15 protein-coding genes, 1 rRNA gene and 1 pseudogene are annotated in these 13,870 nt (G+C 76.0%); 10 read left to right on the top strand and 7 right to left on the bottom strand.

Going from position 1 to position 13,870, the window contains the following annotated elements; all coding sequences use genetic code 11:
• Window positions 1-14: 14 nt before the first annotated feature.
• Window positions 15-1,562: a serine hydrolase domain-containing protein gene (locus ABZ793_RS25280; RefSeq protein WP_357461680.1), complete on the top strand. Its 1,548-nt coding sequence runs from the start codon at window positions 15-17 to the stop codon at window positions 1,560-1,562.
• Between the two features lie 127 nt (window positions 1,563-1,689).
• Window positions 1,690-2,175, top strand: coding sequence for a GNAT family N-acetyltransferase (locus ABZ793_RS25275; RefSeq protein ID WP_357461677.1), 486 nt, complete (start codon window positions 1,690-1,692; stop codon window positions 2,173-2,175).
• A gap of 67 nt (window positions 2,176-2,242) precedes the next feature.
• Here the strand turns inward: ABZ793_RS25275 and ABZ793_RS25270 are convergent, their stop codons facing one another.
• Together ABZ793_RS25270 and ABZ793_RS25265 are read right to left on the bottom strand one after the other, a co-directional pair.
• The gene (locus tag ABZ793_RS25270) at window positions 2,243-3,088 is read right to left on the bottom strand and encodes a siderophore-interacting protein (RefSeq protein ID WP_357461676.1); all 846 of its coding nucleotides are present in this window, start codon (window positions 3,086-3,088) and stop codon (window positions 2,243-2,245) included.
• Window positions 3,085-4,122 (bottom strand): ABC transporter substrate-binding protein, encoded by a 1,038-nt coding sequence (locus ABZ793_RS25265; RefSeq protein WP_357461674.1) that lies wholly within the window; start codon window positions 4,120-4,122, stop codon window positions 3,085-3,087. Before ABZ793_RS25265 ends, ABZ793_RS25270 begins: the two co-directional genes overlap by 4 nt.
• A gap of 217 nt (window positions 4,123-4,339) precedes the next feature.
• Here ABZ793_RS25265 and ABZ793_RS25260 point away from each other — a divergent pair, with 217 nt between their 5' ends.
• The 4 genes from ABZ793_RS25260 to ABZ793_RS25245 all read left to right on the top strand — a co-directional run bounded on the left by ABZ793_RS25260 (window position 4,340) and on the right by ABZ793_RS25245 (window position 7,840).
• A complete protein-coding gene (locus ABZ793_RS25260) occupies window positions 4,340-5,290 on the top strand; it encodes an iron chelate uptake ABC transporter family permease subunit (protein ID WP_350707232.1) in 951 nt (316 codons plus the stop codon).
• Entirely contained in the window at window positions 5,287-6,315 is a 1,029-nt protein-coding gene (locus ABZ793_RS25255; protein WP_357461672.1) for an iron chelate uptake ABC transporter family permease subunit, read from the top strand. Before ABZ793_RS25260 ends, ABZ793_RS25255 begins: the two co-directional genes overlap by 4 nt.
• Before the next feature lie 47 nt (window positions 6,316-6,362).
• Window positions 6,363-7,199, top strand: coding sequence for an ABC transporter ATP-binding protein (locus ABZ793_RS25250; RefSeq protein ID WP_357461670.1), 837 nt, complete (start codon window positions 6,363-6,365; stop codon window positions 7,197-7,199).
• Window positions 7,200-7,276: 77 nt separating this feature from the next.
• Entirely contained in the window at window positions 7,277-7,840 is a 564-nt protein-coding gene (locus tag ABZ793_RS25245; protein WP_357461668.1) for a GNAT family N-acetyltransferase, read from the top strand.
• Between the two features lie 105 nt (window positions 7,841-7,945).
• Here the strand turns inward: ABZ793_RS25245 and ABZ793_RS25240 are convergent, their stop codons facing one another.
• Window positions 7,946-8,536, bottom strand: a complete 591-nt coding sequence (locus tag ABZ793_RS25240; RefSeq protein ID WP_357461749.1) for a dihydrofolate reductase family protein — start codon at window positions 8,534-8,536, stop codon at window positions 7,946-7,948.
• A 6-nt stretch (window positions 8,537-8,542) separates the two neighbouring features.
• Here ABZ793_RS25240 and ABZ793_RS25235 point away from each other — a divergent pair.
• A pseudogene (locus ABZ793_RS25235) lies at window positions 8,543-9,239 on the top strand (CDP-alcohol phosphatidyltransferase); the annotation flags it as partial.
• A 206-nt stretch (window positions 9,240-9,445) separates the two neighbouring features.
• Here ABZ793_RS25235 and ABZ793_RS25230 read toward each other — a convergent pair.
• The 3 genes from ABZ793_RS25230 to ABZ793_RS25220 are packed head-to-tail and all read right to left on the bottom strand — an operon-like array spanning window position 9,446 to window position 12,071.
• On the bottom strand, window positions 9,446-10,048 hold the full coding sequence (locus ABZ793_RS25230; RefSeq protein ID WP_357461666.1) for a GerMN domain-containing protein: 603 nt from the start codon (window positions 10,046-10,048) through the stop codon (window positions 9,446-9,448).
• Window positions 10,045-11,400 carry a HAMP domain-containing sensor histidine kinase gene (locus ABZ793_RS25225; protein ID WP_357461664.1) on the bottom strand — a complete coding sequence of 452 codons (1,356 nt, stop codon included), beginning with the start codon at window positions 11,398-11,400 and terminating at the stop codon, window positions 10,045-10,047. Before ABZ793_RS25225 ends, ABZ793_RS25230 begins: the two co-directional genes overlap by 4 nt.
• Window positions 11,397-12,071: a response regulator transcription factor gene (locus ABZ793_RS25220; protein ID WP_350686351.1), complete on the bottom strand. Its 675-nt coding sequence runs from the start codon at window positions 12,069-12,071 to the stop codon at window positions 11,397-11,399. The genes ABZ793_RS25225 and ABZ793_RS25220 overlap by 4 nt, the downstream gene beginning before the upstream one ends.
• Window positions 12,072-12,285: 214 nt before the next feature.
• Here ABZ793_RS25220 and ABZ793_RS25215 point away from each other — a divergent pair, with 214 nt between their 5' ends.
• The 3 genes from ABZ793_RS25215 to ABZ793_RS25205 are packed head-to-tail and all read left to right on the top strand — an operon-like array spanning window position 12,286 to window position 13,662.
• Entirely contained in the window at window positions 12,286-12,657 is a 372-nt protein-coding gene (locus tag ABZ793_RS25215) for a hypothetical protein (protein WP_357461662.1), read from the top strand.
• Window positions 12,654-13,316 carry an STAS domain-containing protein gene (locus tag ABZ793_RS25210; protein WP_357461660.1) on the top strand — a complete coding sequence of 221 codons (663 nt, stop codon included), beginning with the start codon at window positions 12,654-12,656 and terminating at the stop codon, window positions 13,314-13,316. The genes ABZ793_RS25215 and ABZ793_RS25210 overlap by 4 nt, the downstream gene beginning before the upstream one ends.
• Window positions 13,317-13,362: 46 nt before the next feature.
• Window positions 13,363-13,662 (top strand): BON domain-containing protein, encoded by a 300-nt coding sequence (locus ABZ793_RS25205; RefSeq protein WP_357461658.1) that lies wholly within the window; start codon window positions 13,363-13,365, stop codon window positions 13,660-13,662.
• A gap of 117 nt (window positions 13,663-13,779) precedes the next feature.
• Here ABZ793_RS25205 and rrf read toward each other — a convergent pair.
• Window positions 13,780-13,870: ribosomal RNA gene (gene rrf, locus ABZ793_RS25200) — 5S ribosomal RNA — on the bottom strand; the annotation flags it as partial.

Genomic DNA, 13,870 nt, shown 5'->3' with positions numbered 1-13,870 from the left:
ACAGGGACAGCGCAGTGAGACATCAGCTACGACGTACCGTCGCCGTCCTGGCCGCGATCGTCTGCCTGGCGGCCGCCGGCGGAGCCCCGGCGCACGCCGCCGAGGACGAGACCGCCCGGGTGCGGACGTACCTGGACCGCTACCAGGACGCCAACCGCATACCCGGGCTCGCGGCGGCCGTCGTACGCGGGGACCGGGTCGTGCAGGAACACGCCGCCGGAGTCACCGGCGACGGCGCGCCGGTGACCGCGCGGACACCCTTCCTGCTCGGCTCGGTGAGCAAACCGTTCACCGCGCTGGCGGTGCTGCAGCTCGCCGAGGCGGGCCGGATCGACCTCGACGCGCCGGCGCGGGCGTACGTGCCCTGGTTGCGGCTGGGCGACGCGACGGCGACCACACGGATCACCGTCCGGCACCTGCTCACCCAGACCAGCGGGCTGCCCGAGGTCGCCAGCAAGGGCCTAACCGACCGCTACGACAACACCCCCGGCGGGCTGGCCCGGTCGGTACGGGACCTCGCCGACGTGCCGCTCGTCGGGCCGCCGGGCGCGAAACACCGCTACAGCGACGGCAACTACATGGTGCTCGGTGCGCTCGTCGAGGAGGTCACCGGTCGCACCTTCGCCGACCACCTGCGTCGCACCGTCCTCGATCCGTTGCGGATGCGGCAGACGGCGGCCACCGCCGACGAGGCGGAGCGGGTCGGCCTGCCCGCCGGCCACCGCCGCTACCTCGGTCGACCGCAGGGTTTCGACCCGCCGTACGACACCTCCGGCGTCCCGTACGGCTACCTGACCGCCAGCCTCGCCGACCTCGGCCACTTCGCGATCGCCCAGCTCAACGGCGGCCGGTACGAGGGTTCGCAGGTGCTGTCGAGCGCCGGCGTCGCGCAGGCGCACCTCGGCCGGGCGGCCCTCGGCAGCGGCGGCCGCTACGGCCTGGGCTGGCGGGACACCACCCTGCCCGGCAGCGACACCCGGCTGGTCTGGCACGCCGGCGCCACCCCCGGCTACTTCGCGCACGTCGTGCTGGTGCCCGACTCCGAACTGGCCGTGATCGTGCTGGCCAACCTCTACCACCCGGCCGCCGACCCGGCGCTCGCCTCGGCCGGTTTCGACATCGCGCGAATACTGCTCGGCGCTCCGCCCGCACCGGCGGCGAACGACACCCTGCTGTTCTCGGTCGCCCCCGCGCTGTTCGGCGTCGCCGGCCTGCTCGTGGTCGTCCTGGTCGGGACGGTGCTCGGCAGGGTGCGTCGGCGCCGCACCGGTCCCCCGCCGGGCGTACGGGCGCTGGTCGCGGCCGCCGCCTGGGCGGTCGGCTGGGCGGCGCTGGCCGCTGCCGCGCTCTGGGTGCTGCCCTCGTCCCTGGGCGGCGGCCTGGGCACGCTGATGCTCTGGACACCGGACATCGGTCACGCCACCGTGGCCGTCGCCGTGGCGGCCGGGGCCCTCGCGCTGACCCGTACCGTGTTCGTCCTGGCCGGGGCGCGGAACGCCGTGGGCCGCTCCCGGCCCGCGCGCGCCGCCTCCGAGGAGGATCCCCTGCCCGCATCGGTGTAGTGGCGTGGCACCGGGTGCCGGATCCGCGGTGCCCGGCCCGCGCGGCGTCGGCGACCCGCTGTCGTGCGCGGTCCGGTCCCGCCGGAAACGCCTTGCCGACCCGGTGGCGGCCCCCTAGGGTGCCGGCGTGCTGATCCGCGAGTTCGACGAGGCCGACTGGGCCCAGGTGTGGCCGATCATCCGGGAGGTGGTCCGGTCGCGGGAGACCTTCCCCTACGACCCGGAGATGACCGCCGAGCAGGCGTACGACATGTGGGTGGAGACCGCGCCGGGCCGCACCGTGGTGGCGGTCGACGGCGACCGGGTGCTCGGCACCGCCAAGATGGGCACCAACCGCCCCGGGCCGGGATCGCACGTCTCCACCGCGAGCTTCATGGTCGACCGCGCGGCGCGCGGCCGGGGCGTGGGCACCGCGCTGTGTCGGCACGCGCTCGACTGGGCCCGCGAGCGGGGGTACGCGGGCATGCAGTTCAACGCGGTGGTCGAGACGAACACCTCGGCCGTCGAGCTGTACCGGCGCGAGGGCTTCGCGGTGGTCGGCACCGTGCCCGGCGCGTTCGCGCACCCCACCCTCGGCCGGGTGGGCCTGCACGTGATGTACCGGGAGTTCTGACCCGGCGCCGCCCGGTCCACCGGGCGGCGCCGGAACGGCCGCTGTGCCGCCGCCGGGCCGCCGACCGTCAGGCGACGGCCGCGGCGGTCGCCTCGGCGCGCAGGTCCTCCTCCGAGGCGCCGCGACGCCAGTAGCCGGCGAACGTGACGTGACGCCGGTCGAGGCCGCGCTCGCCGACGAGGTGCCGCCGCACCGCGCGCACCATCGACGACTCGCCGGCGACCCAGGCGTACGGGGTGCCGGCCGGCAGCCGCGCGGCGCGGACCGCGTCCGCCAGCAGGGTGCTGCCGGGGGCGGTGCCACCCCGGACGACCCAGCTCACCTCGGCGCGCGCGGCGGTGGACAACTCCTGGATGTCCGCCACGTCGGGGACCTCGATCCAGGCCCGGACCCGGGCGTCGGCGGGCAGCCAGGCCAGGATCCCGGCGGCGGCGGGCAGCGCGGTCTCGTCGGCGACCAGCAGGACCGAGTCGGTGCCGGCCGGCGGGCGGAAGCAGACGCTGCGGTTGTCGCGTACGGCCGGGCCGAGCAGCACCACCCGGTCGCCCGGCAGGGCGTGCCCCGCCCAGCGGGAGGCGGGGCCGGTGTCGCCGTGGCTGACGAAGTCGATGTCCACCTCGGCGCACTCGGGCCGCTGCTCCCGGATGGTGTAGGAGCGCATCACCGCGCGCACGTCGGGGTCCATCGCCCGGTACGCGCCGAACCAGTCCGCCCCCGCCTCGACCGGGAGCACCGGCGCGGGCTGGCCGGGGTGCGGCAGGAACAGGGAGACGCTCTGGTCCCGGCCGCCGCCGGCGAAGTCGGCCAGTTCCGGCCCGCCGAGGGTGATCCGGATCAGGGAGGCGCCGATCCGCCGCGCGCCGACGACCTGCGCGGCGTAGAAGCGGTACTGGAGGGCGACCGCCGTGGTCACGCGGTCACCTTCTTCGCGTTCCGGATGGCGGTGGCCAGGTTCTCCAGCAGCGGCGCGGCGCCGGCGTACGAGAAGCGGGGCACCGCGTCCCACGGGGTGATCTGGTTGGCCTTGACCGCCGGGAGTTGCTGCCAGGTCGGCTTGCTGGCCATGTCCTTGGGCTGCAGGGCTGTGCTGCGGTTGTCGAGCAGAATCAGGTCGGCCGGGAACTTGCCCGCGTTCTCCCAGCTGAGGGCCTCGAAGTAGTCGCCGGCCTCCAGCTTGGTGGGGACGACGATCTCCACGCCCAGCTCGGCGAAGTACATCAGGTCGGTGCTGACCTTCGGGTTGGAGACGTAGAACAGGTCGGGGCTGCCGGAGGAGGCCAGCACCTTGATGCCCGGGTTCGCCCTGACCGCCTGGCGGACCGCCTCGGCGGCGGCCTCGAAGCGGGCCTTCGCGTCGGTGACCTTCTTCGCGGACAGGTCGGCGCCGAGGGACTCGGCGAGCTGCGCGTACCGCTCGATCGGCTTGGTCATCGGCACCCGGGCGGTGGTGATCGCCACGCTGGGGGCGAGCGGGAGGATCTTGTCCTTGCTCTCGTCCGGCACGTACCACAGGGCGCCCGGGTCGTACATGTGGGTGACGAGCAGTTCCGGTCGCAGGGCCGCGTACTTCTCCAGGCTGAACTCGCCCCAGACGTTGCCGAGGACCTCCACGGCGTCCACGTTCAGGTCGCCGGCCTGCGGCTCGGCGGTGCCGTCGGCGCGCTTCGTCTCGCCGAACACGCCGACGATCTGCTTGTCGAGTCCGAAGTCGACCAGCGCCGCGGCGACCCCGGTGAAGGCGACCACCCGGGTCGGGCGGTTGGCGGCGCTCACCTTCTCGTTGCGGTCGTCGGTGAACGACCAGGGTCCGCCGGAGCCGGCGGCGGAGGGGGCGGCGGAGTCGTCGTCCCGGCCGCAGCCGGCGAGCAGGGCGGCCAGGGTCGCGGCGCCACCGGCGGCGAGCAGGCCCCGGCGGGAGAGTCGGCGGGCGGACACGGGATGCGGCATGACGGTGTCTTTCGATCGGGGTCGGGCGAAGGACCATGGACAGCGGGGTTAGGTTAACCTAACCTAAATCGCTGTCAAGCCCCGCCCGGAATCACGCACCACATCGGAGCCCACACTGTCCGCCACCCTCACCTCACGCATCGGCGCGCCACCGGCACCGCCCGTCATGCCCCGGCGTGACCGCGCCGCGCCGCGGGCCGCCGGCCTCGCGGCGTCGGTGCTGCTGCTCGTCGCCGTCGCGGTGCTCAGCATCGCCGTGGGCGCCAAGCAGCTCCCGCTCACCGACGTGTGGCAGGGCCTGCTGCACCGGGACGCCGCCGAGTACGCCGTCGTGCACCGGATGCGGCTGCCGCGTACGCTGCTCGGCCTGCTCGCCGGCGCGGCGCTCGGCGTGGCCGGCGCGGTGATGCAGGCGCTGACCCGCAACCCGCTGGCCGACCCCGGGCTGCTCGGCATCAACGCCGGCGCCTCGGCGGCGGTGGCCAGCGCGGCGGCGCTGCTCGGCATCGGCGGCGTCGGCGGCCAGGTCTGGTTCGCGCTGCTCGGCGCGGCCGTCGTCACCGCCGCCGTCTACCTCGTCGGCGGCGGGCGCGGCGCCACCCCCGCCCGGCTGGCGCTGGCCGGCGCGGCGCTCAACGCGACCCTCTACTCGTACGTCAGCGCGGTGATGCTGCTCGACACGGCGTCGCTGGAACGGCTGCGGTTCTGGACGGTCGGCTCGCTGGCCAGCGCCGAGGCGTCGACCGTGCGCACGGTCGCGCCGTTCATCGCGGCGGGCCTGCTGGTCGCCCTGGCCGCCACCCGCGCGCTCAACGCGCTGGCGCTCGGCGACGACGCGGCGCGCGCGCTCGGCGCCCGGCCGGCCCTCGTCCGGGGCACCGTCATCGTGGCGATCACGCTGCTCTGCGGCGCCGCCACGGCGGCCTGCGGGCCGATCGTCTTCGTCGGTCTGCTGGTGCCGCACCTGGTCCGCGCGCTCACCGGACCGGACCTGCGCTGGCTGCTGCCGTACTGCGCGGTGCTCGCCCCGGTGCTGCTGCTCGGCGCCGACGTGCTGGGCCGGGTGCTGAGCCGGCCGGGCGAGCTCCAGGTCGGCATGGTGACCGCCGTGGCGGGCGGGCCGCTCTTCCTCTGGCTGGTGCTGCGTGGGCGGGTGGCCCACCCGTGATCACCATCCGCACCCCCGGCGGCCTGTCCCTGCGGCTGCGCCCCCGCGCCATCGCCGTCGGCCTCACCTGCGTGGTGCTCGCCCTGGCGCTGAGCGTGCTCGCCATCGGCAGCGGCGACTACCCGATGAGCCCCGCCGACGTGCTGCGCGCCCTCGCCGGCCAAGGCAGCCCGGCCGAGGAGTTCATCGTCACCGAGCTGCGGCTGCCCCGGCTGGTGACCGCGCTCTGCGTCGGCGCCGCGCTCGCGCTGGCCGGCGCGGTCTTCCAGTCGCTGGTCCGCAACCCGCTGGGCAGCCCCGACATGCTGGGCTTCACCCAGGGCGCGTCGACCGGCGCGCTGGTCGTGGTGGTGCTCGGCGGCAGCAGCGTGCTGCTGGCCTCGGCGGCGGTGGTCGGCGGCCTGGCCACCGGCATCCTGGTGTACGCGCTCGCCTGGCGGCGCGGCGTGCACGGGTTCCGGCTGATCCTGGTCGGCATCGGCACCATGGCGATCCTCACCGGCGTCAACGGCTGGCTGCTGACCCGGGCCCAGCTGATGGACGCCGCCCGCGCCGTGCTCTGGCTCACCGGCAGCCTGGACGGGCGCGGCTGGGTCAACGCGCTGCCGCTGCTGGTCGCGCTGGCGGTGCTGGTGCCCGTGCTGCTGGTCGGCTTCGGGCCGGCCCTGCGCCTGGTCGAGATGGGCGACGACACCGCCTCCGCCCTCGGCGTACGCGTGGAGCGGGTGCGCCTGGTCGTGCTGGCGGCGGCGGTACTGCTGGTCTCCCTCGCCGCGGCCGCCGCCGGGCCGGTGAACTTCGTGGCGCTCACCGCGCCGCACCTGGCCCGGCGGCTGACCCGGGCGCCGGGGCCGAACCTGCTGCCGTCGGCGGCCGTCGGGGCGGTGCTGCTGGTCGCCGCCGACCAGCTCGCGGTACGCGCGTTTCCCGGGCACCAACTGCCGGTGGGCGTGGTGACCGGGGTGCTGGGCGGCGCCTACCTGATCTGGCTGCTCGCCACCGAACGACGGGCCGGCCGGCTGTGACCGCGCACGGCCGGCGGGCCACCCACGACGAGAACGGAGCACGGAGCATGCAGTCCCGGCTGAGCGGCAGCGCGATGACCCTCGCCTACGAACGGCGGACCATCGCCGAGGACCTGAGCGTCGCCGTGCCCGACCGCTCCTTCACCGTCATCATCGGCCCCAACGCCTGCGGCAAGTCGACCCTGCTGCGCGCCCTGTCCCGGCTGCTGAAGCCGACGGCCGGGGCGGTGCTGCTGGACGGGGAGGACATCCACCGGCTGCCGGCCCGGGGCGTCGCGCGCACCCTCGGCCTGCTGCCGCAGACGTCCGTCGCCCCGGACGGCATCGGCGTCGCCGAACTCGTCGCGCGGGGCCGGTACCCGCACCAGGGGCTGCTGCGGCAGTGGTCGCGCGAGGACGAGCGGGTGGTCGCCGAGTCGATGGCCGCGACCGGGGTGGCCGACCTGGCCGACCGGCCGGTCGACGAGCTGTCCGGCGGGCAGCGGCAGCGGGTGTGGATCGCGATGGCGCTGGCCCAGCAGACGCCCCTGCTGCTGCTGGACGAGCCGACCACCTACCTGGACATCGCCCACCAGATCGAGATCCTCGACCTCTGCGCCCGGCTGCACGAGGAGCAGGGCCGCACCCTGGTGGCGGTGCTGCACGACCTCAACCACGCCGCCCGCTACGCGACGCACCTGATCGCGATGCGCGACGGGCGGGTGGTCGCCGCCGGCCCGCCCCGGGAGGTGGTCACCGCGGAGCTGGTCGAGGAGGTCTTCCGGCTGCCCTGCCGGGTCATCGACGACCCGGAGACCGGCACCCCCCTGGTCGTCCCCGCCGCCCGCCGCCGGGCCGGCGCGGGCGCCCCGGCGGTCGCGGTCGCCGGCGGGGACCCCGCCTGAGCCCCGCCTCGCGTCGGCCGGGTGCCAGGCGGGGCCACGTCCGCGCGCATCGACCGGAATCGCGTACGGTGGGCGCGATGCGTGAGGCCACCAGCACCTACGGACAGGACGTCGACGGGTTCGGCCGGGTCACGATCCGCCCCGTCGACCCGGACACCGACGTCGACCTGATCCACGGCTGGGTCAGCGAGGAACGGGCCCGGTTCTGGGGCATGCGCGACGCCGGTCGCGAGCGGGTCGCCGAGATCTACCGCTACCTGGACTCGCTGACCACACACCACGCGTGGCTGGTGCACCGCGACGGCGTGCCGGTCGCGCTGTTCCAGACGTACGAGCCGGCGGCCGACCCGGTCGGCCAGTGCTACGACGTCCGGCCCGGCGACCACGGCGCGCACCTGCTGATCGGCCCGCCGACCAGGACCGAGCGGGGCTTCACGGGCGCGCTGCTGGGCGTGTTCCTCGGCTTCGTCTTCGCCGACCCGCTGCGCCGGCGGATCGTGATGGAGCCGGACGCGCGCAACGACAAGGCGGTGGACCGGCTGCTGCGGACCGGCTTCGTCGCCGGCCCGCTGATCGACCTGCCCGACAAGCGGGCGCGGCTGATGTTCCTCGACCGGGAGTCGTTCGAGGCACGCCGCTGACCGCCGGAGGCGCTCCCCGGCAGGCGACGGGCCCCGCCCCACGTGCCACCCCGGCCCGGCCGTGCACGGTCCGGCCGGCGGGCGCTCGGACAACGCCGGGTGGGCTCAGCCCCCGTCGCACCGCGCCGAGAGGGCGTAGCGGATCAGCACCACGTCGCCGATCTGGCGGGCCTCCGCCACCCGGGCGCGGCGGCCGGGGTGCCACGGGAACCGGCCGTCGCCGACGAACCGGGGCGCCCGGCGGTCGCCGACGAAGAACGGGGCCACCACCAGGTGCAACTCGTCGGCGAGGCCGGCGGCGAGGAACTGCGCGAGCACGGTCGGCCCGCCCTCCACCATCAGCCGGCGCACGCCCCGTGCGGCGAGGTCGGCCAGCGCCCGCGCCGGGTCCACGGGCTCGCCCGCGTCCACCACCGTGGCCAGGCCGGCCAGCCGGTCCGCGGTCTTCTCCACCGTCGAGGTGGCGCAGTGGACGATCCGGTCGGCGCCGCCGGTGGTGAAGAGCCGGGCGGTCGGGTCCAGGTCGCCGCAGCCCGTCCACGTCACCCTGAGCGGTGAGGCCGGCAGGCCGCGGGCGAGGCGGGCGGCGCGGCGCCGCGCCGAGCGGACCAGCAGGCGCGGGTTGTCCCGCCGGACCGTGCCCGCGCCGACCAGGATCGCGTCGCAGCCGGCCCGGACCTCGTCGACCCGGTCCAGGTCGGCCTGCTGGCCAGCGACCGGTTGACGCTGGGCGGCGCGTTCCGCCGGGCCGGTTGGCGCACGGTGGGCGTGATGCCGGCCGCCACCCGGCCCTGGCCGGAGGGCGCCTTCTTCGGCTACCAGCGCTTCTACGACGGTCGCAGCCTCGGCTACCGGGGGCCGAGGTTCGGCTACGCGCCGATGCCCGACCAGTACGCGCTGGCCGCCTTCGAGCGCCTGGAGCGGGCTCGGGCGGACCGGGCGCCGGTGATGGCCGAGATCGCGCTCGTGTCGAGCCACTCCCCCTGGACGAAGATCCCCCGGCTGGTCGACTGGGCGGCGGTCGGCGGTCGGCGGTCGGCGGTCGGCGGTCGGCGACGGCAGCGTCTTCCACGGGGAGACCGAGGAGAGCTCGTCGTCGCAGGCGCGTGCCGGCTACCGCCGGGCCGTCGGATACTCGCTGGCCGCCCTCGTGTCCTAGGTGGAGAGACACGGCGACGACCTCGTGCTGGTCTTCCTGGGCGACCACCAGCCCGCCCCGGTCGTCACCGGCGACGGTGCCGGCCGGGACGTGCCGGTCACCGTCGTCGCCCGCGATCCCGCCGTGCTGGACCGGATCGCGGGCTGGGGCTGGACCGACGGCCTGCGGCCCGCCCCGGACGCTCCGGTCTGTCCCATGGACGCCTTCCGCGACCGGTTCCTGACCGCCTTCAGCGGATGACCCCCGGCACCCCAGCGGGTTGACCGGGGGCGACGGCGATCGGGACCAGGCCGGTCCCGGCCCCGGCGGTCGGCGGCGGGCCGCCTGCTCCGGTGCCGGTCGGCCGGCGGCCCCGCCTGCTGCGGTGCCAGTCGGCGGGCCTCCCGCCTGCTCCTACCGGCCGTCGCAGGCGACCCGGCGGCTCCGCCTGGCGGGGAGGCCGGCCGTCACCGGGGCGCGACGAGGTCGGCGTAGTCGGCGACGGTGAGGGGGCGCCGGGACAGCGAGCCGTCGGCGCGCGGCACCCCGAGCGGCACCCCGCCCCGCAGGAACGCCACGGTGTCGACGTCGGAGCGGGCGGTCAGGGTGCAGACGATCTGGCCGAAGGCGAGGACCTCGTCGCTGCGGCCCGTCTCGTCGCCTGCCTCACCGACGTCGACGTCGACGTCCGTGCCCCGGGGCCGGGCGACGGCGGCCGCGACGGCCCCCGGCAGGGCGGTGCTGAGGCCGCTGTCGCGCTCGGCGGCCGTCGGGCCGGCGAGCAGTTGCTGGAGCTGGGCGTCGACCGTGGGCGTGGCGTCCACCCGGCGCTCGACGGGCACCAGGCGGTCGTCGCGGACGAAGCAGAGCACCGCCGTCGCCCGCCCCGCCGTCAGGGTCGGGGTCGGGGTCGCCACGACCGTGCCCGAGGTGGGAAACGGCCCGGGCGGCGGCGCCACGGTGCGGGGGGCGTCCTCCGTCGGGACGCCGCAGCCGACGAGCAGCCCGAGGGCGACGAGCGCAGCACCGGCGCCTTGCCACCGTCCCGGCCGGCGCGCGCGGCGGCTCACGACGACACCCCGGGCAGCTCGACCCGGAAGCGGGCGCCCCCGCCGGGACGGTCGCCCACACCGGCGCGTCCCCGGTGCGCGGCGGCGTGCTGGGCGACGATGGCGAGCCCGAGGCCGGTGCCGTCGCCGGCCGCGCGGGCGTGCGCGGCGCGGCCACGGACGAAACGGTCGAAGACGACGTCCCGGTCGGCCGGGGGCACGCCCGGCCCCTCGTCGTCGACCTCGACGATGCCCGTCCCGCCCCGCTGCGACAGCCGCACCGCCACCGGGCCACCGCCGTGGCGGACCGCGTTGTCGACCAGGTTGGCCAGGATCTGCTCGACGCGGCGCTGGTCGACCAGCCAGGTCGTGGCGGCCCCGCCGGCCGCGTGCACGAGCGCGCCCGGCAGCCCGCGCGCCTGGCACACCCGACGGGCCAGCGCCGCCACGTCGACCGGCCCCCGCTCCGCCGGCTGGTCGCTGCGGGCGAGCTGGATCAGGTCGTTGACCAGCTGCTGGAACCGGGTGATCTCGTCGGCCACCAGGCCGGCCGCGGTGGCGGTCCGGTCGTCGAGGTGCTCCCGGCGGCGGGCCAGGACGCTGGCCGCCGCCGCCAGGGTCTGCAGCGGCGAGCGCAGCTCGTGGCTGACGTCGGCGGCGAAGCGACGGTCCCGCTCGATGCGCTGGGAGAGCTGGTCGACCATGTGGTTGAACGACGTGGAGAGGCGGGTGAGGTCCGGGTCGGTGGTCGGCGCGAGCCGGGCGGAGAAGTTGCCGTCGGCGATCTCCTGGGCGGCGTCGGCCACCGCGGTCAACGGACGCAGGCTGTGCCGGGTGGCGTACCAGCCCAGGGCGGCGCCGGAGCCGGCGACCACGATGGCGACGGCGGTCAGCGCGAGCGCCAGGACCTGGAGGGTCTCGTCCAGCTCGCGCAGCGAGGTCAGCTCGTAGTAGCTGGTGGACGGGGCCAGCGGCAGGCCGACGAGCAGGGTGGGCTGGCCGTTGACCCGCACCCGCTGCACGGCCGGCTTCCCCGTCCGGACGAGCTGTTGCAGGTCGACCGGGATCGCGGCGGTCAGGCCGGCGTCGGCGTTGCGGGCGTACCAGTCGTCGCCGCGGTGCAACAGCGGTCGGCGGTTGCCGCCGGTGTCGAGGGACCGCAGCACCTCCACGACGTCGGGGTCCTCCGTGTCCAGCCCGGTACGCACCACCGCCGCGTCGAAGTACGCCGCCCGCACCGCGGTGCGCTCCCGCTCGTCGAGCAGGGACCGCCTGGTCAACTCGTACGAGACCAGCGCCATGGACGCCGACAGCAGCAGCGCGCCGACGGCGAATCCGGCGGACACCCGGGCCCGCAGCCCGAGCCGCCTCACCGGGTCAGCTTGTAGCCGAGGCCGCGCAGGGTGACCAGGTGCCGGGGGCTGCCCGGGTCGTCCTCGATCTTCTGCCGCAGCCGACCCACGTGCACGTCGACGAGCCGCTCGTCACCGGTGTCGTAGCCCCAGACCCGCTGGAGCAGCTGCTGGCGCGACAGCACCCGGCCGGCGTGCTCGGCCAGCTCGCAGAGCAACCGGAACTCGGTGCGGGTCACCGGCACCGGTCGGCCGGCCCGACGCACCTCCCCCGCGTCCGGGCTGATCTCCAGGGGGCCGAACGTGAGGACCGGCACGGGCGCGGGCACCGCCCGGGCCCGGCGGCGCAGCGCCCGCAGTCGCGCCGACAGCTCCTTGACCGCCACCGGCTTGACCACGTAGTCGTCGGCGCCGGCCTCCAACGCCGCCACGATGTCGTGGGTGTCGTCGCGGGCGCTGACCACCACGATGGGTACGTCGTCGTCGCGGCGCAGTTGCCGGATGCACTCGAAGCCGTCGAGGCCCGGCAGCATCAGGTCAACCAGCACGTTGTCGGCCGGCTCCCGGCGCTGCATCCGCAGCCCCTCCTCGGCGGTGGCCGCCCCCCGGACGGCGTAGCCCTCGTCCTCGAGCGCGAGCAGCAGCGCCAGACGGATCCGGTCGTCGTCCTCGATCACCAGCACGCCCGTCATACCCGCATCATCCCCAAGGCGGGCGCGAGCGCCCAACCGTGTCCGGCGTTCGACGGTTTTGTCACGCAACTGTCATACAACCGCGTGGCCCGCGCCACGGGCGCCGCCCAGGGTGGTGTACGACACCGGTCCGGCCCGCCGGTCACCCCGGTCGGGCCGGGCCCGCCGGAGCGGCAGCCCGTCGGCCGACCAGGTCCTGCGGAGGAGGGAGCAGATGACCGTCGCCGGTCTTCTCACCGCACTCGCCGTGGGTCTCCTCGTCGCCGCGGCGGGCTGGCTGGCGCTCCCCCGACGGCGGGAGGTGCCGGCCTGGCTGGCTCTGGTGACCGGGATCGTCACCGCCGTCCTCGGCGTCATCCTGGCCCGCATCGTCGGCCTCGACACCGGCCGGTCCGGCCTGTGGCACCTGGCCGTACCGGCCGGCTCCGCCGTCCTCGGCGTCGCTCTCGTGGCCGTCACGGCGGGCCCCCGGCGCCCGCCCGTGCCGGCTCGCCGGACGCGGCCGGACCTCGATTCCGACCCGACGCCGCCGGTCGCGGACCGGCGCGTCGCCTCGACCGACCTCCCGTGGAGGAAGACACCATGACCGTCGTACCGGACGACAACTCGATGACGCTGATCTGCGACAGCTGCGGAGACGTGACAACGGGAACCGCCTGCGTCCTGCCGGACGCCGAGGTCGTCTGGACCCTGGTCGCCGAGCACGGCTGGAGCGGCTCGCCCTTCGCGACGGGCCCGCACCGCTGCCCCCGCTGCAGCCTCCTCGGCCCGGACGCCGGGCGGGGCGGCGGGGCCGGTCGCGGCGCCCAGGTGGCCGGCGGGGTGCTGGGGGTGGACCACCTCGACGACGTCGCCGTGGCGACCGCCTCCGGTGACATCGACGTCGACATCGCCGACGACCTGCGGACCGCGCTGCGGCAGGCGGTCGACGTCTGCGGGCACATCGTGGTCGACCTGACCCGGGTCCACCTGATCGACGCGAACGGGCTCGGCCTGCTCGTCCGGGCCCACCGCGACGCCCGCGAACGCGGCGCCGTGCTCTGCCTCGCCGCCCCGTCCCGCTTCATCCTCACCGTCCTGCACACCATGCGGCTGGACGGCCTGTTCCCGATCTTCGCCAGCCCGGAGGAGGCCGTCCGGCGGCTCTCCCCGACCGGGGCGGGCGAGCCCGCCGGGCTGACGGCCACCGTGGCCGGACCGGACCGGGCCGGCCACCCGGCGCCGGCCGACACGCCGTCCCGCTGAGCCGACACCGTCACCCGCACCCGCACTCTGGCGAGAGGACGCCCGCATGCTCATGCCCTGGCCGTACCCGGACGAGGGCGCGTTCCGTTCCGAGCCGCCCCGTCCGGCGCCCGAGGACGAGGACGCCCGGTTGGCCGCGCTGGTCGCCCAGCGGGTGAGCAGCGACTGGTCCACGCGCGGCCAGCAGATTGTGGTGACCGTGCAGAACCGGGTCGTCATCCTCGCGGGCGTCGTGGCGGGCCCGGACGCCCGGCAGGTGGCCGCCGAGATCGCCTGGGACGTGCGCGGTGTCGTCGACGTCTGCAACGCCCTGCGGCTCGCCGGCCCCCGGCGTCCCCGCCGCTGAGCGGCGCGGTGCCGTCGCTGACCGGCGGTGCCGTCGGCGGGGCCGCGGTGGCGGCCCGACCTCGACCAAATGCGTTCAGGGCCACCCCCAAACGGGGGTGGCCCTGAACGAATGATTGTCCGGCGGTGTCCTACTCTCCCACACCCTCCCGAGTGCAGTACCATCGGCGCTGGAGGGCTTAGCTTCCGGGTTCGGAATGTAACCGGGC

Origin of the sequence: Micromonospora sp. NPDC047465 (assembly GCF_040643125.1) — a bacterium.
Taxonomy (GTDB): domain Bacteria; phylum Actinomycetota; class Actinomycetes; order Mycobacteriales; family Micromonosporaceae; genus Micromonospora.
This window is presented reverse-complemented; position numbering and strand designations above follow the sequence as displayed.

Excerpts from the sequence above, each read along its gene's own strand:
- ABZ793_RS25265 (WP_357461674.1), bottom strand. The coding sequence starts at position 4,122 with ATGCCGCATCCCGTGTCCGCCCGCCGACTCTCCCGCCGGGGCCTGCTC.
- ABZ793_RS25250 (WP_357461670.1), top strand. The coding sequence starts at position 6,363 with ATGCAGTCCCGGCTGAGCGGCAGCGCGATGACCCTCGCCTACGAACGG.
- ABZ793_RS25245 (WP_357461668.1), top strand. The coding sequence starts at position 7,277 with ATGCGTGAGGCCACCAGCACCTACGGACAGGACGTCGACGGGTTCGGC.
- ABZ793_RS25220 (WP_350686351.1), bottom strand. The coding sequence starts at position 12,071 with ATGACGGGCGTGCTGGTGATCGAGGACGACGACCGGATCCGTCTGGCG.
- ABZ793_RS25215 (WP_357461662.1), top strand. The coding sequence starts at position 12,286 with ATGACCGTCGCCGGTCTTCTCACCGCACTCGCCGTGGGTCTCCTCGTC.
- ABZ793_RS25210 (WP_357461660.1), top strand. The coding sequence starts at position 12,654 with ATGACCGTCGTACCGGACGACAACTCGATGACGCTGATCTGCGACAGC.
- ABZ793_RS25205 (WP_357461658.1), top strand. The coding sequence starts at position 13,363 with ATGCTCATGCCCTGGCCGTACCCGGACGAGGGCGCGTTCCGTTCCGAG.